The sequence below is a fragment of the Bombilactobacillus sp. ESL1197 genome (assembly GCF_058107145.1).
This window is the reverse complement of the sequence record NZ_JBYLTY010000002.1, coordinates 130,494-151,271: the sequence shown is the minus strand read 5'-3', so window position 1 is coordinate 151,271 and position 20,778 is coordinate 130,494. Positions and strand designations below refer to the sequence as shown.

Sequence of the window (20,778 nt, the reverse complement as noted above, 5' to 3'; positions counted from 1 at the left end):
TTTAATTACAAAAAAAACGCCCCTTTTTTTCTAAGGATGCGTTTTTAAATAATGAATGGCCTGTTTTAAATTAGAGATTGGTACAACCTTCATCGAAGAATGCAACTTTTGAGCCGTTTTTTTAGCCAATTGATAATTACTTTGGTAATGTGCATCAAGTTTTAATTTAGCTGGCGTTACTGGATCACGTGGTGCCAAAAAGATCTTAGCACCTTTGCGGTCAGCTGCCACCACCTTTTTATCAATCCCGCCAATCGGCCCCACTTGACCTTGTGGCGTAATAGTACCCGTGCCAGCTACTATTTGCCCTTGGGTCAAATTTTGTTGAGTTAATTGCTCGTAAATTTGCAACGTAAACATCAGTCCTGCCGATGGTCCCCCAACAGAACCAGCGTTAATTTTCACCTGAGGATTAGTTTGAACTTGAACTTTATCAACTAATTGAATCCCTAAACCAGATTTCTTTTCATGTGGCAAACGCATCAGTTTTTGATGTGCTGTTTGGATTCTGCCTCGGTGTTGATAAGTAACTGCTACTTTCTCAGTGGCTTTTTTACGTTGAAGATAATGCATTAATCCCTGAGAACTTTGAAAAGCCCGGCCATTAACTTTAGTAATGACATCACCCACGTGTAAAGAATGCTGAAAATGGGAGTTTTTTAAAACTGACAAAACATAAACACCTTGATAGTGTTGCTTAACCGGCCGATGAATTTCTTTAAAGGCGGCAGCAATGGCATTATTACTGGCATTTCTCATATAATACTTCTGCATTTGCGCATATTCAGTTGTATTATCGTTAGCCATCAAATCTTGTTGACTCAAGACCTCATGATAAGGTAAAACGTGCGCTATTAGCCAAGTGATAGGCGTCGCCTGCATCACTTGTACTGTCGTAAATAATAACGGTGACGACTTGCTATGATGATTAACGGTGATCACCTGATCAGTATGACTAGCTGATCCGGGAGACTCAATAAAAGCGGGCAAGGGCAAAAAAAATAGTAACATTAATAATCCCACAACTATCAAAGTTATTAACCAATGTTTAGCTTTCATTGTTGAGACTGCAACTTCTGCGTTAATGCTTTGGCTACGACCTCGGGAACCAACCCATCCACTTGCCCACCGTAAGCAATCACTTCCTTAACCATACTGGAAGATAAATACATATACTGGGGTTTAGCTACTAAATAAATTGTTTCTAAATCAGCATTTTGCAATTGATTAATTTGTTGCATTGAAATCTCATAATTTAAATCATCCGCTGTGCGCAAGCCGCGCACCAACCAATGTGCTTGTAATTGTTGCGCAACCGTGGCTAATAACTGATCAGCAGCCAATTGCACATGAACATTATCTAACTGTAAGGAAGCAACTGCTTGGTTTAATAACGTTAATTTTTCTGTAAAAGAAAAAGTATATTTTTTACTCGTATTATTTAAAATCACTACATATAACTGATCCAATAAACGGCTCGCACGCGTGATAATATCTAAATGACCATTAGTTACAGGGTCAAAACTACCAGCATAAACACCAATTTTTTTCACCATTTCCGTTATTACCTCTTTAATTTAATTGCCATACTTGAACATAGGTCTGATTATATTGCTTGTTTGCAATGACTGTAAATTGCTGCAAATCAGGTGGTTGTAAAGCATAATCCGTTTCAATCACAATAAGGGCTCCCGATGCCATTAAGCCTAATTGCATCGCTTGTTGAACTAATTTTACAGTAACGTGTTGTGCATAAGGTGGGTCGAGGAGTAGCAGATCTAGTTGGACTTGTTTTTGTTGTAAAGCTGTCAAAGCCTTTTCTGCGGTCATTTTTAGCAATTGAAACTGAGATTCAGCATGTGTTTTCAAAACATTAGCTTGAATGGTTTGTTGAGCTTGCCGGCTAGAATCGACTAAATACATTTGTTCGACCCCTCTGGAAACAGCTTCAATCCCCAAAGATCCCGTGCCGGCAAACAAATCACAACCAGTAGTAACAGCGGATAAATATGGCGCCAAAATATTAAACATGGCTTCTTTAACTTTTGCCCCCGTTGGTCGCGTATTACGCCCTTTAACTGGTAATAAATTTAACCCGTGGAAAGTTCCGGCGATCACTCGCATTACTCGTTACCCCCATTATTATTTATCCGTTTATCTTGTTCTTCCGGAATTAATAAACTAGCCACGTTCCCAATCTTATCATCAAAATCCGTTTCTAAATCTTGCCGGGGTGACAATTCAATTTTGGTAACAAATGATAACTTTTCAATGACCTTAATTTGACTCTGGAGATTAGCTTGATCTAAATACATGATGGCATAATTCATTTTAAAGGACACATATATTACTGTCCCAAAACGGCGCAATCTCTTACTAGGATGACTATTAGACATCCAGACAATAATTTCCTGTCGTGGTGTTAATTTCATTAATTCATCAACCTACTTTCTCTAGCTTAGCGGTTCTTTTAAGATTTAAAGAAATATTTAAACAAATTCCAATACAAATTGACAACACTAATTGGCTAGAACCACCATAACTAATGAACGGTAGCGTCACACCTGTAATGGGCAATAAACCTACAACGCCACCAACATTAAACGAAGTTTGTACAAACAACAAGGTAGCAATGCCATAACATAACAATGTCCAATAAGCATTGGTGGAATGCAATCCTAAATAAACAATACGGGCAATTAAAATAAAGAGTAATCCTAAAACTAAAATCACACCAACCACACCCAGTTCCTCACTAATAATTGCAAGAATAAAATCGGTATATGGTTCAGGTAGATAACCCAACTTTTGAATACTATTACCCAGGCCGCGACCAAACAGGCCACCATTATTAATCGCATAATAAGAATTAACCAATTGAATCCCGCCTGTTTTTTCTAACTCAAATGGATGGAAAAAAGCCATTAACCGTTTCAACTTATAAGACGAGTTAGCGCCAACGACTAATTGATGCTTAAACCAAAAATAAGCAATCACAAATAACGCCACTAATATCAAGATTACGGACACAACATATTTCATATCAACGCCTGAACTAAATGTCAGTAAAAAAACAATGGATGCTAAAATAGCCGCGCCCCCAAGATCTGGTTGTAAGAGCGTCAGTAAAATAATCAAGCCCGATAACAAAATGGGAGGAAATAATTCTTGCAACATTGGAACTAAATTTTGTTGGCGAATTCTTAAAGTGCGAGCACTCAAAACTTTAGCCAAGTACAAAATCAAAGCTAATTTAGCCAATTCCAACGGTTGCAAATTAATCGGTCCGATTTTAATCCAAGCTGACGCACCATTAATCATCGAAGTTGGTCGAAAATGTTTTCGTAGTAATAAATAAATTAACAGTACTGTGACACCAATTAAAAAAATTTGTACAAAAAACCGACTTTTTAACAAATCAATTTTAAATAAATAAAATAATAAACATAAACAGAATCCGATTATTACATAAATTAATTGCCGCTTTAAATAAACTAAGTTGGTCATTCCTTGCAAAACCGCTGCATTAGAACTAGCTGAATAGACCATGATTACCCCTAAAGCCGAAAGAACAATAAAAGGAATTACAATCCAATAATCCAAATTTTTCAATTTAACCTTCAATAATCTACTGTCACTCTTTTCTTAGTTTTTTTTATTATATCATTTTTAAAACGATTTATTCTGATATATAAAAAGCAATCTTTCAATCAAATTGGATCGAAAGATTGCCTGAATTACAAATAAAAAATAATCAATTAATTACTTGCTGATGTTCAGCTCATAGCAGTTAAAGTTTTAGTCTTTAACAACTTTCCGCTTTTTATCAGCTTTTTTACGTTCATTAGTATTTAAAATCTTTTTCCGCAAGCGAATACTTTGTGGAGTAACTTCACAATATTCATCTTCATTCAAAAATTCGATGGACTGTTCCAAAGACATCTTCTTTGGTGTTTTAATAGCAGCAGCATGATCCTTACCAGATGCCCGCGTATTCGTCAAATTTTTACCCTTAGTAACATTAACCGCAATATCTTGATCCCGACTACTTTGACCAACAATCATTCCTTCGTAGACATCAACACCAGCACCAATAAATAACTGGCCCCGATCTTCCACAGATTGTAAACTATAAGTCGTTGATGGACCTTGATTAATGGAAACTAAAGCGCCACTGCGCCGGCCTGGTTCCCAGTTTTTAATAACTGGAAGATATGAATCAAAAGCATGGTTCATAATACCGTAGCCACCCGTTTGAGATAAAAATTCAGAAGAGTAACCAATTAAACCACGTGAAGGTGTTAAGAAAGTTAACCGTGTTTGACCATTACCGGTACTTTCCATATTTTTCATTTCACCTTTACGTTGAGCCATTGAATCAATAATTGTTCCAACATATTCATCTGGAGTATCAATTTGCACTAATTCAAACGGTTCACAAACTTTGCCATCAACTTCTTCATAAATAACTTCCGGTCGAGATAACTGCAGTTCAAAGCCTTCACGCCGCATTTCTTCAACTAAAATGGACAAATGTAGTTCTCCACGGCCCGAAACAATCCAAGCACCTGCAGTACCAGCATCTTCAACCTTTAAAGAAACATCGGTTTGCAATTGTTGTTCCAAACGGTCTTGAATTTTCCGAGCAGTTACCAAATCACCTTCACGACCAGCAAATGGTGAATCATTCGCCAAGAAGGTCATTCTCAAGGTTGGTGGATCAATCCGTAAAATTGGTAAAGCATCAGGATGATCTACTGGCGTAACCGTTTCACCAACAAAGATATCTTCCATACCCGATAGGCCAATTAAATCACCGGCTTGCGCTTCTTGGATTTCAACGCGTTTTAACCCAAAGAAACCAAAAATTTTCGTTACCCGAAAGTTTTGTTTTGAACCATCAAGCTTCAAAACAGAAACTTGATCACCAATTTTAATCTTACCACGAAAGACACGACCAATGCCGACACGACCAACATAATCATTATAGTCTAACATCGCAACTTGAAATTGTAAGGGTTCATCACTGTTGTCAACAGGAGCGGGAATTGTCTTTAAAATAGTATCAAAAACTGGCTTCATTGTATGCTCTTGTGCTTCAGGATCAGAGTCATAACTAGAAGTTCCATTAACAGCTGAAGCATAGACTACTGGAAATTCCAATTGATCTTCATCAGCACCCAAATCAATAAACAATGATAAAACTTCGTCCACTACTTCTTCCGGACGGGCACCAGGACGGTCAATCTTATTGATCACAACAATGGGTGTTAAATGTTGATCTAAAGCTTTTTTCAACACAAAGCGAGTTTGTGGCATGGTACCTTCATAAGCATCAACAACCAACAAAACACCATCAACCATTTTCATAATCCGTTCGACTTCGCCACCAAAATCGGCGTGTCCCGGAGTATCCAAAATATTAATTTGCGTTCCTTGATATTTAACAGCAGTATTCTTAGATAAAATTGTAATTCCACGTTCTTTTTCAATGGCATTGGAATCCATTGCTCGATCGCCTAATTCCATATGTTCAGGCAATGTATCTGATTGTTTTAAAAGTTCATTAACTAATGTTGTTTTTCCATGATCGACGTGAGCAATAATAGCAATATTGCGAATATCTTCTCTTGTTTTCAAAACTTAGCTTCCTTCCATTGGATCTCAGTGTATAAAAAAGCTGTGATACATACGATCACAGCTCATCAACTAAGATAATAGTTTCTTAGCTTCTTTTGTTGCGCGTTCTGTTCCGATAATTACAGTTTGTGATTGTAACATATTTATTGGGGTGTCGTCAATGGTTTGCACTTGGAGCCCAAGCGAGCAACCAATGGCCCACCCAGCCGCTAAGTCCCAAGGTTGCAGTTGTGAGATATACAGAATTTCTTGTTGATTAATCAAATGTAAAAAACTAATGCCTGCACTGCCATAAATACGTAAACCACAACTTGTTTGTCTTATTTTTTGATAATTAGTCTGATCTAAAAAGCGATTACTAATCATCACTAAGCCTTCTTTTAGATGGCTATTAGCTAATGTTGTTAGGGTTTGACCATTCATAAAACTCCCAATTTTAGGACCACCGTAATATAATTTGTCTGCCATCACATCCGCTATAGCTCCAAATACTGGGTTACCGTTAAAATAAACGCCAATCATTGACACAAATTGATCATGTAACTTAACGAAATTCATCGTTCCATCAATTGGATCTACATAAAAAATCAGTCCACGCACATCATGAATTTGATCTCCAAATCCTTCTTCACTCACAAAACGTGCTTGTGGAAATTGCTGTTTCAAGTTTTGAATGATCAACTGTTCAATATTAATATCTCTTTCAGTTACTAGATCTGTTCGGCCCGATTTTTCTTGTACTTGCTTAAAAGTACGATTACTTCTCAATTGTTTTTGAACCTGTGTCAATATATATAAAACTTGCTTTTGTATCCTCAATAAGTCAATCATATATAGAAAATCCTTTGTCATATGTCATAAAATAATAACCATTTCAACCCAATTTTATGGCAAAACAACAAAAAAATCGACGCATAACGCCGATTTTTTCAGAATTAATCAATAAAATTAAATATTGGTTGGGTAACCCATTAACACATCTGCTGCTTCTTGAATTGGTTCACCTAAAGTTGGATGTGGATGAATAGTTAGAGCAACATCTTCCTCATTCAATTGACAATTTACCAAAACACTTAATTCGGAAACTAAAGTACTTGCACTTGGTCCAACTACTTGTCCACCAAGAATCGTACCGGTCTTCTTATCAGCAACTAATTTAACAAAGCCATCAGCACTATCTAATGATACAGCGCGCGCATTACCAGCAAATGGGAACTTAGCAGTCTTAACTTCTTTGCCTTGTTCTTTAGCGTCAGCTTCAGTTAAACCAACACTAGCCATTTCAGGATCAGTAAAGCAAACTGCTGGAACACTTAAGAAATCATTGGCTGTCTTTTCACCAGAGATAGCACCTGCAGCCGTCTTACCTTCAAAGAAGGCTTTGTGTGCTAACGCAGGACCAGCTACAATATCACCAATAGCATAAATATTTGGTACATTAGTACGACCCTGTTCATCAACTTTGACCAAACCACGATCAGTTAATTCAACACTTGTCATTTCCAAACCAAAATTATCAGTATTTGGTTTACGTCCAACAGAAACCATTACATAATCAGCTTTAATTGTTGAAGCTTTACCGTCAACTTCATAAGTGACAGCAACATCATTTTTAGAAGATTTAGCCTCTTTAGCCATGGCACTTGTAACGATATCAATACCCTTAGCTTTCAAATTCTTTTCAACAATTTTAACCATGTCGCGTTCAAAATTAGGAATAATCTTATCCGTACCTTCAAGAATAGTAACGTGTGACCCTAAATCAGCAAAGGCACCAGCTAATTCAGTTCCAATATAGCCACCGCCAACAATGACTAATTCCTTTGGAACTTCTTTAACATTTAATAAACCAGTTGAATCAAGCACACGATCGCCAAACTTAAAGCCTTTAATTTCAATTGGACGACTACCAGTGGCAATAATCAAATTCTTAAATTGAATAGTTTGACCGCCACCATTATCCATAAATTGTTTAGGTCCAGTAGACATAACCCGTAATTGATGATCATTGTCTAAGAAAGCTTCGCCTTCGACCATTTCAACTTTATGCTTTTTCAACAACATTTTAACGCCATTAGTCATACGTTTAACAACTTTATCATCTTTCCAAGCTTGAGTCTTGGAAAAATCAAGTTTTACATTACTAGTGGCAATCCCATAAGTTGAGCCATCTTGAGCTTCATGTAAACGATGACCTGCTTGAATCAAAGATTTAGAAGGAACACAACCAACATTTAAACAAACGCCACCATAATATTCTTTTTCAATAATAGTAACTTTTTGTCCTAATTCAGCTGCTCGAATAGCTGCAACATAGCCGCCAGGTCCAGCACCGATAATGACAGTATCTTTTTGTTCTACATCAGACATACTTTGATTAACCCTCCATCAATAACATTTCTGGATCGTGTAACAAACTCTTCATCATGTTCAAAGCTTGTTGTGCCAAAGCACCATCAATCAAACGATGATCATAACTCAAGGAGAGTTTCAACATATTACCAACTTTAATAGAACCATCTTCAGCAACGTAAGGCTCTTTAGCAATCTTACCCATACCTAAAATAGCAACTTCAGGTTGGTTAATAACTGGTGTAAACCAACCACCACCAATAGAACCTACATTACTAATAGTAATTGAACCACCACTCATGGCTTTAGCACTTAACTTATTATCATAAGCTGCTTGGGTATTTTCAGTAATTTCTTTAGCAATTTCGAACATACCCTTAGAATCAGCATTCTTAATGTTTGGTACATATAAACCATGATCTGTATTAGTAGCGATTCCAATGTTGTAATAATGCTTATAGACAATTTCATTAGTTGAACTGTCAATGGAAGCATTAAATTCAGGGAATTCCTTCAAAACAGCAACTACTGCTTTAACTAAATAAGGCAAGAATGTTAACTTAATACCTTTATCAGCAGCAATTTGTTTATATTTCTTACGATTAGCCATTAAAGCTGAAACTTCAACATCATCGAAGCTTGTAACATGTGGCGTAATCTTTTTACTTTCAGACATTGCTTTAGCAATTGTCTTCCGTGTCATACTCATCTTTTCACGAGTTTCAAGTTCAGGTTCATCAGATTGATATGGCTTAATTGGTGTAGCTTCAACTTCGGCAGTTGCAGCTGCTGGAGCAGGTTGAGCAGAACCGTTAAAGTTATCTACATCAGCTTTTGTAATTTGACCATGTTTTCCTGAAGGAGTAACTTGTGCCAAATCAACACCCTTATCACGAGCATATTGCCGAACAGATGGCATTGCTAAATAATCTTGATTTGCTTGTCCTGTTGGTGCAGCTGCTGGAGCTGGTTGCGCTGCACTTTTATCATCAGCAGCAGGTTTCTCAGCAGCATCAGCTGTATCATCTTTAGAAACATCATCATCAGGTGTGTCAGGTGAACCGTCATCAATAATAACTAACGGATCACCAATTTCAACTGTGTCACCTTCTTGGGCAACAATTTGTTTAACTTTACCTGCAACAGGTGAAGGTAATTCAGAAACTGATTTATCATTTTGGATTTCGACTAAAGAATCGTCTTCTTTAACGTCGTCGCCTTCTTTAACTAACCAGTTAGCGACTTCACCTTCAGCCATTCCCTCGCCTAATTCCGGAAGTGTAAATTTAAATGCCATGAATTAATCCTACCTTTCAATTCCGATTAGTAATTTAGAATTTCTTTTGCTTTAGCAACAATTGCATCTTTACGAGGAATCCAGACTTCTTCACCCAAAGCAAATGGGTAAACTGAATTAGGTGCAGCAACCCGACCAATTGGTGCATCCAAAGACATAATAGCATCTTCAGCAATCGCAGAGGCAACTTGTGCACCAACACCAGCCATTTTTTGAGCTTCTTGGATTACAACTACATGATGAGTCTTTTCAACTGATTTGAAAATGGTTGCTGTATCAATTGGAGAAACAGTCCGTAAGTCAATAACTTCTGCAGAAACGTTATCCTTAGCTAATTCTTCAGCAGCTTTTTGAGCTTCTTGAACTTGAGCACCATAAGCAACTAATGTAATGTCATTACCTTCTTGAACAACATTAGCTTGATCTAGCGGTACAGAGTACTTTTCATCAGGAATATCATCTTTCATTGAACGATATAATTTCAAGTTTTCCAAATAAAGTACGGGGTCATTATTTTCAATAGAAGAAATTAATAAGCCTTTAGCATCATATGGATTACTTGGCATTACAACTCTCAATCCAGGTACGCCGACAAAGAAGTTTTCAAAGTTATCTGAATGCATTTCAGCTGTATGTGTACCACCACCATATGGTGAACGAATAGTAATTGGGCTTGTCTTCTTACCATTAAAGTGATAACGCATCCGGGCCATTTGACCAGCAATAGAGTCAACACCTTCTAAGGTAAAGCCAGAAAATTGGATTTCTGGTAATGGCCGCCAGCCAGTTAAACCTAAACCAATTGACAGACCCAAAATACCAGATTCAGCTAATGGGGTATCAAATACTCGGTCCTCACCATATTTTTCTTGAAGACCTTGAGTAGTTCTAAATACACCACCATTTTTACCAACATCTTCGCCGAAAATCAAAGTCTTAGGATCATCTTTTAATTCAATATCTAAGGCATCTGTAATAGCTTGAATATATGATTTTTTAGTCATGTTATTTGGACTCCTTTTCTTCAAATTCAGCAATTTCAGCTTGCATTTCTGGAGTAGGAACTTCGAAAGTCCGCTTCAACATATCAGAAACTTTGTCTGGTTCGACTGCATCAGCTTCTTTTAATGCATCTTTAAATGAATCTTTATATTGTTTAGTTAATTCTTCTTCATGTTCATCAGTCCACAATCCCTTATCAGTCAAAATCTTGCGCATTCTGATTAATGGATCGCGGTCTAACCATGGTTGTTGTGCTTCTTTAGAACGATAACGACTTGGATCATCACCAGCAGAAGAGTGAGCACCATAACGGTCTGTCAAAGTTTCAATCATAACAGGACCATTACCAGCTAAAATATACTCACGAGCAGCTTTAGCAACACTATAGCAAGCCAAGATATCCATTCCGTCAACTTGAACAGCAGGAATACCAGCAGCAGCAGCCTTTAAGGTTAAAGCCTTGGCAGCAGTTTGTTTTTCTCTTGGAACAGAAATAGCATAGTTGTTGTTTTGAACGATAAACAAAGCAGGAGCTTGGAACGCACCAGCAAAGTTCATACCTTCATAGGAGTCACCCTGAGAAGTACCACCATCACCAGTATAACTAAAGGCAATTGCATCTTCGCCATTTTTCTTTAAGCCTAAAGCTACACCAGCTGTTTCTAGATAAGCCGCACCAATGATGATTTGTGGCATCAAAGCACGAGCTTCAAATTCGTTACCCTTAACATGACCACGTGACCATAAGAATCCTTCGGTTACTGTAGCACCATGTTGAATTAATTGAGGAATATCACGGTAAGCAGGCAGAAGGAAATCTTGCTTCTTCATTGCCATAACTGTTCCCATTTCAGTGGCTTCTTCACCAGCTGTCGGAGCATAAAAACCCATCCGACCTTGGCGAGAGAAATTCATCGTCTGTTCATGTAGTGCACGTTCCCAGACCATTTTTTCCATAAATTCCACTAATTGTTCATCACTAAAACTGTCAAATACAGTCTTATTAACAACCTTTGCCTTTTCATCGACAACTTGAATTGGATCAGGAAATTCTGAAAGATCTTGCTTAATTTTGGAAAAATCAACAATAGACTTATTTGCCATATTTTACCATTCCTTTCGCAACCTTCAATTTTATTTGTAAGGGTTTCCAGAAAGTATTTTAACATTTTTTAGAATTAAATCCAAGGGATAATTCCAACTAATTTTGGTAAATTTTTTTTAGTATTGGCACTCTATAAATTGAGTATGCTATTATTATTCATAATAATATTATGCTAACAAAAGAGGTTTAATTTTTTATGTATATGATGAAAGATATTACCCGTGATGGTAATCCTGTTTTAAGACAATTAGCCCAACCTGTCCAATTTCCTTTAAGTCAAAAAGATCAACAACTCGCACATGATATGATGGAATACTTAATCAACAGTCAAAATCCTGAATTTGCACAAAAGCATCATTTACGCGCTGGTGTGGGTCTAGCTGCTCCACAAGTAGGTGTTTCAGAGCAAATGGCTGCCGTTTTAGTTCCTAATGAAGATAATGACTCAGACAAAGATTATGCACTAAAAATTACTTTAATTAATCCAGTAATTATTTCCAATTCTGTCCAAAAAGCCCAATTAGCTGAAGGCGAAGGCTGCCTATCAGTCGACAAAGATATTCCGGGCTATGTGCCACGAAGTGCACGAATTACCATTCGTTACCAAGACTTTGATGGTCAAACTCAAACTATGCGTGTTAAAAATTATCCAGCAATTGTTTGCCAGCACGAGATTGATCATTTAAATGGACATTTATTTTACGACCATATTAATATGTCCGCCCCATTTGCTGCTGAAGAAAATACGATTATCATTTCTTAATTAGTCTTTTCAATGCTCTGATTTTGAAGGGAGTTGTTTATATACAAGCAACTCTAGATGTGATACCATTTATTTAACTGTTGATTTAATCAACCACTGACAACGTTTAATTATTTAATTAAGAATTAAAGGAGAATTCCATTGATCTACAAAGTTTTATATCAAGCTAATAATGTTCAAAATCCGCGTCGAGAAACTACCGAGACTCTTTACACAGAGGCTGAATCTGCCATTGATGTTCGCTCTGCAATTGAAGAACAAACTGATTACAATATTGAGTCAATTGAAGAATTAACTGGCAATTATTTGGAGTACGAACAAAAAAGTCCTAATTTTCAATTGACTAAACTCTCGGAGCTTTAGTATATGAATTTGAATATTAAGCAAAATGAAGTTGCAGTTTTTGCCATTGGTGGTCTCGGCGAAATTGGTAAAAATATGTACGTTATTCAGTATCAAGATGAGATTGTTGTCGTAGATGCTGGTATTAAATTTCCTGAAGATGAACTTTTAGGAATTGATTATGTTATCTCTGATTATCAATATTTAATTGACAATCGTGCAAAAATCAAGGGTTTATTTATTACTCATGGTCATGAAGATCATATTGGTGGTATTCCTTACTTTTTACAAAAAGTTCCAAATGTTCCTATTTATGCGGGTCCGCTCGCTACGGCTTTAATTAAGGGGAAGCTAGAAGAACATGGCTTACTAAATTCTACTGAAATGCATGTTCTTCAAGAAGATGATGTTGTTTCCTTTGATAAATTGAGTGTCGAATTTTTTAGAACCACGCACTCAATTCCAGACACGTTAGGTATTGCTGTTCATACACCGCAAGGAACTATTGTCCAAACGGGAGATTACAAATTTGATTTGACACCCGTAGGTAACCAACCAGCCCCTAATTTACAAAAAATGGCTAAGTTAGGATCTGAAGGTGTTTTACTACTACTATCTGATAGTACTAATGCGGAAATTCCTACTTTTTCTAAATCTGAACGCTTTGTAGGTAATACGATTCACCAAATTGTTGAACGCATTGATGGTCGAATTATTTTCGCCACTTTTGCTTCCAACCTGTATCGAGTTTCTCAAGCAGTCGATGCTGCCATGCAAAATGGACGGAAAGTCGCAGTTTTTGGACGTAGTATGGAACAAGCCATCGTTAATGGACGAGAGTTAGGTTATTTAGATATCCCGGATAGTGAATTATTAGACTCCGCAGAAATTAGTAAATTACCGGCTAATAAAGTCATGTTATTATGCACAGGCTCTCAAGGTGAACCCATGGCTGCTTTGAGTCGAATTGCAAATGGCACTCATCGCCAAATTTCGATTCAGCCCAATGACACAGTGATCTTTTCGTCCAATCCCATTCCGGGTAATACGATTAGTGTAAACCATCTAATCAACGAATTAGAAGAAGCTGGCGCCAATGTTATTCATGGCAAAGTTAATAACATTCACGCTTCTGGTCACGGTGGTCAAGAAGAACAAAAATTAATGTTGCGCTTAATCAAGCCGAAATATTTTATGCCCATTCATGGTGAATACCGCATGCTCAAGATTCACACCGAATTAGCACAATTATGTGACGTCCCCAAAGAAAATACTTTTATTTTTGAAAATGGTGATGTCTTGGCGTTAACCAAAGACTCAGCACGTAAAGCTGATCATGTTCCTGCTGGCGACGTTTATATTGATGGAAATGGAATTGGTAATATTAGTAATAAAATTATCCAAGACCGTCAAATATTGTCCGAGGAAGGTTTGGTAATTGTGGTAGCTACTATTGATTATCAAAAAGGGCTCGTTTTATCAGGACCCGACATTCTCTCGCGCGGATTTGTTTATATGCGCGAATCTGGTACTTTAATCAATCAAGCACAAAAGCATGTTTTCCACACAATTAAAACTCACTTAGATAACAAACAAAATCTTTCCGAAGCAACTTTAAAGCAGGATATTATTGATAATTTACAAGAATTTTTGTATCGTCGAACCGAAAGACATCCAGTCATTTTACCGATGATTGTTTCCGTCGAAGTTTAAAAAAATTCAAAAATCATAAAAAAGCTGAGAAGTTTTTTCTTCTCAGCTTTTTGTCTGCTAAAATAAGACTATCACTTATTAAACTAGAAAGGGAGTTGCTTATGGACAACAGCCGTGTAAACTTTTTTATAGTGGTTAATCTACACGCTGCTAGCAATCACGCTAAATATTGTCTAAAAAGATCGACCAAATACTTAAACCAATTGCGTCAAAGCTATCAAGTATTCACCACACCACCACAAGGAGCACAGACATTAGTTAAAAATTTAATCAATCGGCGCTTACAATCACAACAAAAAATTATTATTATTGGTGGTGATGGAACTTTAAATCAAGCCATTAATGGTGTCAAGCAGTCTAATAGGCCCAACACACCACTCGCCTATTTACCTGCTGGTTCAGGTAATGATTTTGCGCGCGCGTTGAATTACAAACCGCATCATGAAAAACAAATTTTACAAAATCTTTGTCACCAGCCCACCAGCAAAGCATTAAATTTAGGTCAGGTTACTTATCACCAGCAAAAACTATTCTTTATTAATAACTTTGGCATTGGTTTTGATGCCAATATTATTCAACTGACCTTAACTTCACCTTGGAAAAAACGATTTAATCAGCTCCACTTAAGTAAATTAATCTATGTTTCCCAAATTTTCAAGGCTTTCAAGCGTCCTACTTTTTCGGTTAAATTAACATTTAACAATCAATCTATCACTTTAAACAATATTTTTTTGTGCGTGTTAGCTAATCAACCTTATTTTGGCGGCGGTGTTCCCCTAATCCCCCCTGCAAATCTGCAAGAAAAAAAATTAAGTTTAGCCACGGCTCAGGCGCATTCCTGGAAAGCGCTCTTTAAACTAGTTAAACAAGTTTTTCTAACAGGGGATCACTTACAAAACCCAGCTGTGCACCACTTTATTCTTCAAAAAGCACACCTGCAAATAAATTCTCAGCAATTCATCCAAGTGGATGGTGAATTAGTCAAAGAGCATATCTTAGACTTAGACATCAATTGTGCTGAACAAAACTTTTGGTTATAATCATTTCGTGTTACTTAATTTTTTAAAAAATCTGTCGGTTTTAATCCATTTAGCCCAATTAATGGGTCAATTTGTTGTTCTAAAATCATTTTTAAAGTTAACGTTTGTGTTTTTGGATCAGTAACTTCTGACGTAGTAGTTACTGGTTTTTTTAATGCAAAAACTTCCTGCAAACGCGCTGCTAAACAAGTTTGCCGTTGACTGGACTGATCAGCAATGGCTTGCCGATAAGCACTTTGATTGCCCAGCAGAATTAACTTGGACTTAGCCCGTGTAACTGCTGTGTATAATAAGTTTCTTTTCAACATGCGCGATTGCTGTTGTACTAAAACCACAATGACCAAATCAAATTCACTACCTTGAGCTTTATGAATTGAGGTACAATACGCCAAAGTAATATTATTAAGATCAGCCCGTGCATAAGAAATTTCACGACCATCAAAATTTAAATGAATTAAATCGCCCTGTTTTTTGTTGGGATTATCTTTGGCTAAAGTAATTCCTGTTACCAATCCTGTTTCGCCATTAAAAACATTTTTTTCAACATTATTAACTAATTGAACTACCTTATCGCCAATCCGGTATTCAATTTTGCCAAAGTGAATAACTTTACTGTCTGGCGTTAACGGATTCAATGTTTCTTGCATCACCTGATTTAAATGATCGATTCCCGCTGCTCCGCGATACATAGGTGCTAAAATCTGAATATTACTCAAATCAAAGCCTTTTTGCTGACTCCTTAAAACGATTTGCTGTAAAACATGCGCCACCTGATACGCGTCACAATTAATAAAACTGCGATCGGCAAAATTTTGAAATAATTGTTCAGTAACTTGTCCTTGATTAATTTGATGTGCTAATTCAATAATCGTTGAATCTTGATTTTGGCGATAAATTTTGGTTAAACAAACTGTTGCAAAAACTTGACTAGCAATTAAATCCGAAAACACTTGTCCTGGTCCAACCGACGGTAATTGATCACGATCACCAACTAAGACCACTTGCATTCCCGCGGGCACCGCTTGAATTAGTAAATCAAATAACTCCGTATCTACCATCGAAACTTCATCAATAATTAGCAATTGACCTTGAATTTCATTAACTGTAATTTCTGTCGGATCTTCTTGACCAGTCAAACCTAGTAAACGATGGATCGTTCCAGCTGGCAACCCCGTATTTTGCATCAGATGTTTGGCTGCGCGACCAGTTGGCGCCGCTAACACAATGGGGAAAGGCTTGTCTTGATAATCATCGGGATCTAACGAACAATGATGAACTTGAGCAAAAGCATTGACTAAGCCATTAATAATCGTAGTTTTTCCAGTACCGGGGCCCCCCGTTAATAGGACAACAGCATTCGTTAGTCCTTGATATATTGCTTGTTTTTGATTGTCATCATAACTAATATGCAACTGTTGTTCAATTTGCTGTAACACTGCCGCTAATTTTTTAGCAGACAAATTCTCCGGGACAAACTGTGACTGTAATAACTTTAATTGCTGAGCAATCGACCATTCTTGTTCGTATAAAGATTTTAAAAAGTACCGCTCTGGCGCTTCAACACAAATACGCCCTTGCTGAATTAAAGCTTTCAAAGCCGTTATGATGGCCGATTGTGTAACTGGAGTCAAATTAGCAACATTAATTAATTGTAACGTCCCATTGATTAACTCTGTTTGTAAACAATAAGTATTGCCCGTCGTATTAACATTTGTTTGCAGCGTTTGAATGACCGCCGCTTGAATACGTTTCGGATCATCAGCTGCCAGACCAAAAGTCCGGGCTAACTGATCAGCGCGACGAAAACCAACGCCCTTAATATCATCAATTAACCGGTACGGATTTTGATGCAAAATATCCAAGGTTTCCTCTTGATAACGATGATAAATTTTAAATGATAATTTATTACCAAACCCCAGCTGATTTAATTGTAAAATAATTTCTTCCGTTTGATAAGATTCCTGCAAAACATCAAGCAAGAGCTTTTTTTTAGCCGCACTTAACGGCAACTGTTGTACTACTTCTGGATTATTAATAATGACTTGAATAGCTTGATCACCTAGTAAATCAACAATTTTTTCAGCTGTTTTTTTACCAATCCCTGGAAATTGTTCACCAGAAAAATATTCAATTAATGCTTTCGAACCATTAGGTGTTTCCTTTTGATAGCGTTCACACTTTAACTGTTGCCCATATTTAGGATGGGTTACTAATTGTCCAAAGAAGCGATAATTTTGCTCCGCTGTCAATTCTGCAAAGGTACCTGTTACAACAATTTCACTGTCGGACCAAGCAAAAGAAGTTTCTTGAACTTTGATGAGCATAATTTTAAAAAAGTCTTCAGGTTTTTCAAAAAAAACCGCTTGAACAGCGCCAACTACATAGTCTTCACTCATTTATCTTGATCATCTTTCTGCTGTGCTTGTACGTAACGTTCAATCTCCGCTAATTGCTGCTGATGCTGCTTTACATAGGCAGGATCTAATTGTTGTGCTTGTTGAAAATGTTGTGAAAAATGACGATCACCATTGACCATTTCACACAACGCCAATTTAAAATAACTCTCCGCTTGCGGCTTCAATTGTAATGCTTGTTGATAATAAGTTTGCGCCTGTTGAAATTGTTGTAATTGTATTAATAAGTCCCCCACCAACAAAAAATTAGCAACCACCTGCTTATTGTGATCTAACGCTGTTAAAGCATAGACTAAAGCCTGCTGTAATTGATTATTCTTTTGTGCTGTTTGAGCTAATAAATAATACGCATCACTTAACAAATCAGGTTGCTTAATTGTCATTAATAAAGCTTTGGCGCGGTCTAATTTGCCCGCTTGGTAATAAATCACAGCCAAATTATAATCAATTTCTTGGGCATTGGGAAATAATTGTTTAGCTTTTAATAACAGCTCTTCCGCTTCAGCTAAATCACCACCCGCTACTAAATAACTTGCTAACTGTAAGAACCAAGTTAAATGTGTCCAGTCAGTTTGCAATGCTTTAGCTAACAATTCAACTGCTGCCTGCTTGTGACCTGCTTGAAATAATTTAGCTGCTCGTTGGTTCATTTCGTCAACTCCATTTTTAAATAGTATCTGTCTGATCTAAGTTACGATGTAAATAACTCGTATCATTCCACTTAATTAAATCAAAGGTTTGACCATAATCTTGCGTTGCTAAGGTGGTTAAACCGGTATTAGACATGCCGCCTTCTTTGCGCATATCTTTTAATGATACACCTAACAAAGCTTTAATCATTGCTACTAAGGCTGCTCCATGACTGACTAACAAATAAGTTTGATCACCTTGAACATCTTGTTGGGCTAAATCTTTAATAAATTGATCGGCTCGGGCAATAACTTGCGTAAAAGTCTCACCGTTGATTAGGCGCGGATCATATTGACTGGGATCGTTGCGAAAAGCCCAAATTAATTGCGGATATTTTTGTTCTGCTGAACTAAATTTTTGTCCTTCTAACAGACCCAAATCAAACTCTTTCAAAGCCGCCGTCGTTGTCACCGGAATACTCCCACCCAAATCTTGAGCCAAAGTAGTGGCTGTTATGTATGCTCTTTTAATCGGACTTGAATAAATATGATCAATCTTTTGGTCGGATAAGTGTTGTGCTAATAAACTGATATCGCGATAACTTGATTCTAGTAAAGGTGAATCACCCTTTGCTCCTTGATAACGCCCCTCAGAATTCCATTGTGTCTTACCATGTCTCACAAAATAAAATTTAGTCATAATCTCAAACTCCCTAATCCAAAATTACCTTACTAATGCTTAATATTATCGTTGATTCAACTAAATTATTCAAGTTCAAATGATTTTCATGGTAAATAAAAAGAGATTGGAACCATCAGATTAACGATCGTTGTTCATCAGCGCAACGAACATTAGTCTGACAAAAGTCCTTCATTAACATTTCACGGCATTAAATTTTCAAAGTCTCAATCCAGACTTTCAAATTTAAACCGCTTCGCTAACGGCCAGACACTTTGGTTCCAATCTCAATTAAATTCTAAATTTTAGCAAGTAAATCTGAACTTAAACATACTGCAATTGTTGTTGCTTACTATAAGCCCGATTAATCGTCGCACCACCTAAGCATTCTGCTCCGTCATAAAAAACTACTTCTTGACCAGGAGTAATGGCCCGCACAGGTTGTGCAAAATCAACTGTTAGACCCGTCGCTGTTTTGGTGACCACGACATCAGTATCAGCCTGACGATAACGGAACTTAGCACTACAATGCAATGGTTGTGTCAGATCTACTGGTCGAATAAAAGATGCATCAGTTGCTTCTAAACTATCCGCATACAATAAAGGATTATCATAACCTTGATCTACATACAAAATATTCTGCTGTAAATCTTTGCCCACAACAAACCACGGCTCATTAGACTGACCATTACCGCCCAAACCTAAACCTGAGCGCTGACCAATTGTATAATACATCAGGCCAGAATGTGTCCCAACTTCTTGACCATCAGGAGTCAACATACGGCCACTTTGAGCTGGTAAAAACTCACTTAAAAATTGCTTAAAATTACGCTCACCAATAAAGCAAACACCAGTAGAATCTTTCTTTTTAGCAGTTGCTAAGCCAGCTTCTTCGGCAATTTGCCGAACTTGCGATTTTTGTAAATGACCAATCGGGAATAAGGCATTTTGTAATTGATCCTGAGCCACTGTACTTAAAAAATAAGTCTGATCTTTATTAGGATCAGCTCCCCGCAACATATGAATTAATCCTGATTCATCACGTTGTAATTGAGCATAGTGCCCCATTGCAATGTAATCAGCATCCAACTGCAGCGCATAATCTAAAAATGCTTTAAACTTAATTTCTTTATTACACATTACATCAGGATTTGGTGTCCGACCGAGTTTATATTCAGCCAAAAAATATTCAAAAACCCGATCCCAATATTCTTTTTCAAAGTTCACAGAATAATACGGAATCCCAATTTGATTAGCTACCTTAGCCACGTCTTCATAATCTTCGGTCGCTGTACAAACTCCGGAATCATCACTTTCATCCCAGTTTTTCATAAACACTCCGACGACATCATAACCTTGTTGCTTTAACAATAAAGCTGAGACGGAAGAATCAACTCCACCACTCATACCTACAACTACACGCTTTTTTGCCAATCAATTCACCTTTTCTAACTATTATTTACTTTTTGTATAATCTGTCGTTGAAGCAAATTATCTAACGCATAATGATACTGCTCCAGCAATTCTTCATTATCTTTCAATTTAAAAATATTAATTTTTTGCAAACCACTACTATCCGTCACTGCCAGATTCAAAGTTTTTAAATCCCGTTTAATTTTAACTTTTAACACATAAGCAGCCTGGTATGGCGACAGCGCACTCAGTGGTTGTTCCCATGAAAAATTTCCTTGGCTTGATTTAGTAAAGCCAATATCTTGCAGAGCATACACTTTAATCTGAGGATGAACTTGATACTGATCTGAATCACCAGTTACTTGAGCTAACATTGGCATTTAACCACC

General features: G+C 37.0%; 20 protein-coding genes. 4 read left to right on the top strand and 16 right to left on the bottom strand.

Going from position 1 to position 20,778, the window contains the following annotated elements:
• Positions 1-30 precede the first annotated feature (30 nt).
• From AC3B6B_RS06390 to AC3B6B_RS06340, 11 genes are all read right to left on the bottom strand, one after another.
• A complete protein-coding gene (locus tag AC3B6B_RS06390) occupies positions 31-1,059 on the bottom strand; it encodes a SepM family pheromone-processing serine protease (RefSeq protein ID WP_489757856.1) in 1,029 nt (342 codons plus the stop codon).
• Entirely contained in the window at positions 1,056-1,556 is a 501-nt protein-coding gene (gene coaD, locus AC3B6B_RS06385) for a pantetheine-phosphate adenylyltransferase (protein WP_489757855.1), read from the bottom strand. The genes AC3B6B_RS06390 and coaD overlap by 4 nt, the downstream gene beginning before the upstream one ends.
• Before the next feature lie 16 nt (positions 1,557-1,572).
• A complete protein-coding gene (gene rsmD, locus AC3B6B_RS06380) occupies positions 1,573-2,124 on the bottom strand; it encodes a 16S rRNA (guanine(966)-N(2))-methyltransferase RsmD (RefSeq protein WP_489757854.1) in 552 nt (183 codons plus the stop codon).
• On the bottom strand, positions 2,124-2,432 hold the full coding sequence (locus tag AC3B6B_RS06375; RefSeq protein ID WP_489757853.1) for a YlbG family protein: 309 nt from the start codon (positions 2,430-2,432) through the stop codon (positions 2,124-2,126). Before AC3B6B_RS06375 ends, rsmD begins: the two co-directional genes overlap by 1 nt.
• Before the next feature lie 7 nt (positions 2,433-2,439).
• Positions 2,440-3,624 carry an FtsW/RodA/SpoVE family cell cycle protein gene (locus tag AC3B6B_RS06370; RefSeq protein WP_489757852.1) on the bottom strand — a complete coding sequence of 395 codons (1,185 nt, stop codon included), beginning with the start codon at positions 3,622-3,624 and terminating at the stop codon, positions 2,440-2,442.
• Between the two features lie 174 nt (positions 3,625-3,798).
• Entirely contained in the window at positions 3,799-5,640 is a 1,842-nt protein-coding gene (typA, locus tag AC3B6B_RS06365; RefSeq protein ID WP_489757851.1) for a translational GTPase TypA, read from the bottom strand.
• Between the two features lie 69 nt (positions 5,641-5,709).
• Positions 5,710-6,471, bottom strand: coding sequence for an inositol monophosphatase family protein (locus AC3B6B_RS06360; protein WP_489757850.1), 762 nt, complete (start codon positions 6,469-6,471; stop codon positions 5,710-5,712).
• Between the two features lie 117 nt (positions 6,472-6,588).
• A complete protein-coding gene (gene lpdA, locus AC3B6B_RS06355; RefSeq protein ID WP_489757849.1) occupies positions 6,589-8,010 on the bottom strand; it encodes a dihydrolipoyl dehydrogenase in 1,422 nt (473 codons plus the stop codon).
• 7 nt (positions 8,011-8,017) lie between these two features.
• Positions 8,018-9,289, bottom strand: coding sequence for a 2-oxo acid dehydrogenase subunit E2 (locus tag AC3B6B_RS06350; RefSeq protein ID WP_489757848.1), 1,272 nt, complete (start codon positions 9,287-9,289; stop codon positions 8,018-8,020).
• A gap of 26 nt (positions 9,290-9,315) precedes the next feature.
• Positions 9,316-10,293 carry an alpha-ketoacid dehydrogenase subunit beta gene (locus tag AC3B6B_RS06345; RefSeq protein WP_489757847.1) on the bottom strand — a complete coding sequence of 326 codons (978 nt, stop codon included), beginning with the start codon at positions 10,291-10,293 and terminating at the stop codon, positions 9,316-9,318.
• 1 nt (position 10,294) lies between these two features.
• Positions 10,295-11,395, bottom strand: a complete 1,101-nt coding sequence (locus AC3B6B_RS06340) for a thiamine pyrophosphate-dependent enzyme (RefSeq protein ID WP_489757846.1) — start codon at positions 11,393-11,395, stop codon at positions 10,295-10,297.
• A 197-nt stretch (positions 11,396-11,592) separates the two neighbouring features.
• On the opposite strand from AC3B6B_RS06340, the gene def reads away from it, so the two are divergent.
• The 4 genes from def (at position 11,593) to AC3B6B_RS06320 (ending at position 15,254) form a co-directional block, all read left to right on the top strand.
• Positions 11,593-12,159 (top strand): peptide deformylase, encoded by a 567-nt coding sequence (gene def, locus AC3B6B_RS06335; protein WP_489757845.1) that lies wholly within the window; start codon positions 11,593-11,595, stop codon positions 12,157-12,159.
• Between the two features lie 141 nt (positions 12,160-12,300).
• The gene (locus AC3B6B_RS06330) at positions 12,301-12,522 is read left to right on the top strand and encodes a DNA-directed RNA polymerase subunit epsilon (RefSeq protein ID WP_489757844.1); all 222 of its coding nucleotides are present in this window, start codon (positions 12,301-12,303) and stop codon (positions 12,520-12,522) included.
• 3 nt (positions 12,523-12,525) lie between these two features.
• Complete coding sequence (gene rnjA / locus AC3B6B_RS06325) at positions 12,526-14,214, top strand: ribonuclease J1 (protein ID WP_489757843.1); 1,689 nt, start codon at positions 12,526-12,528, stop codon at positions 14,212-14,214.
• Between the two features lie 101 nt (positions 14,215-14,315).
• Positions 14,316-15,254 carry a diacylglycerol/lipid kinase family protein gene (locus AC3B6B_RS06320; RefSeq protein WP_489757842.1) on the top strand — a complete coding sequence of 313 codons (939 nt, stop codon included), beginning with the start codon at positions 14,316-14,318 and terminating at the stop codon, positions 15,252-15,254.
• 14 nt (positions 15,255-15,268) lie between these two features.
• Here AC3B6B_RS06320 and recD2 read toward each other — a convergent pair whose 3' ends face one another.
• From recD2 to AC3B6B_RS06295, 5 genes are all read right to left on the bottom strand, one after another.
• The gene (gene recD2, locus AC3B6B_RS06315; protein ID WP_489757841.1) at positions 15,269-17,650 is read right to left on the bottom strand and encodes an SF1B family DNA helicase RecD2; all 2,382 of its coding nucleotides are present in this window, start codon (positions 17,648-17,650) and stop codon (positions 15,269-15,271) included.
• Complete coding sequence (locus tag AC3B6B_RS06310; protein ID WP_489757840.1) at positions 17,647-18,318, bottom strand: tetratricopeptide repeat protein; 672 nt, start codon at positions 18,316-18,318, stop codon at positions 17,647-17,649. The genes recD2 and AC3B6B_RS06310 overlap by 4 nt, the downstream gene beginning before the upstream one ends.
• Positions 18,319-18,334: 16 nt before the next feature.
• The gene (locus AC3B6B_RS06305; protein ID WP_489757839.1) at positions 18,335-18,997 is read right to left on the bottom strand and encodes a histidine phosphatase family protein; all 663 of its coding nucleotides are present in this window, start codon (positions 18,995-18,997) and stop codon (positions 18,335-18,337) included.
• Positions 18,998-19,300: 303 nt separating this feature from the next.
• On the bottom strand, positions 19,301-20,410 hold the full coding sequence (mnmA, locus tag AC3B6B_RS06300) for a tRNA 2-thiouridine(34) synthase MnmA (RefSeq protein ID WP_489757838.1): 1,110 nt from the start codon (positions 20,408-20,410) through the stop codon (positions 19,301-19,303).
• 14 nt (positions 20,411-20,424) lie between these two features.
• Complete coding sequence (locus AC3B6B_RS06295; protein ID WP_489757837.1) at positions 20,425-20,769, bottom strand: cysteine desulfurase; 345 nt, start codon at positions 20,767-20,769, stop codon at positions 20,425-20,427.
• Between the last annotated feature and the right edge of the window lie 9 nt (positions 20,770-20,778).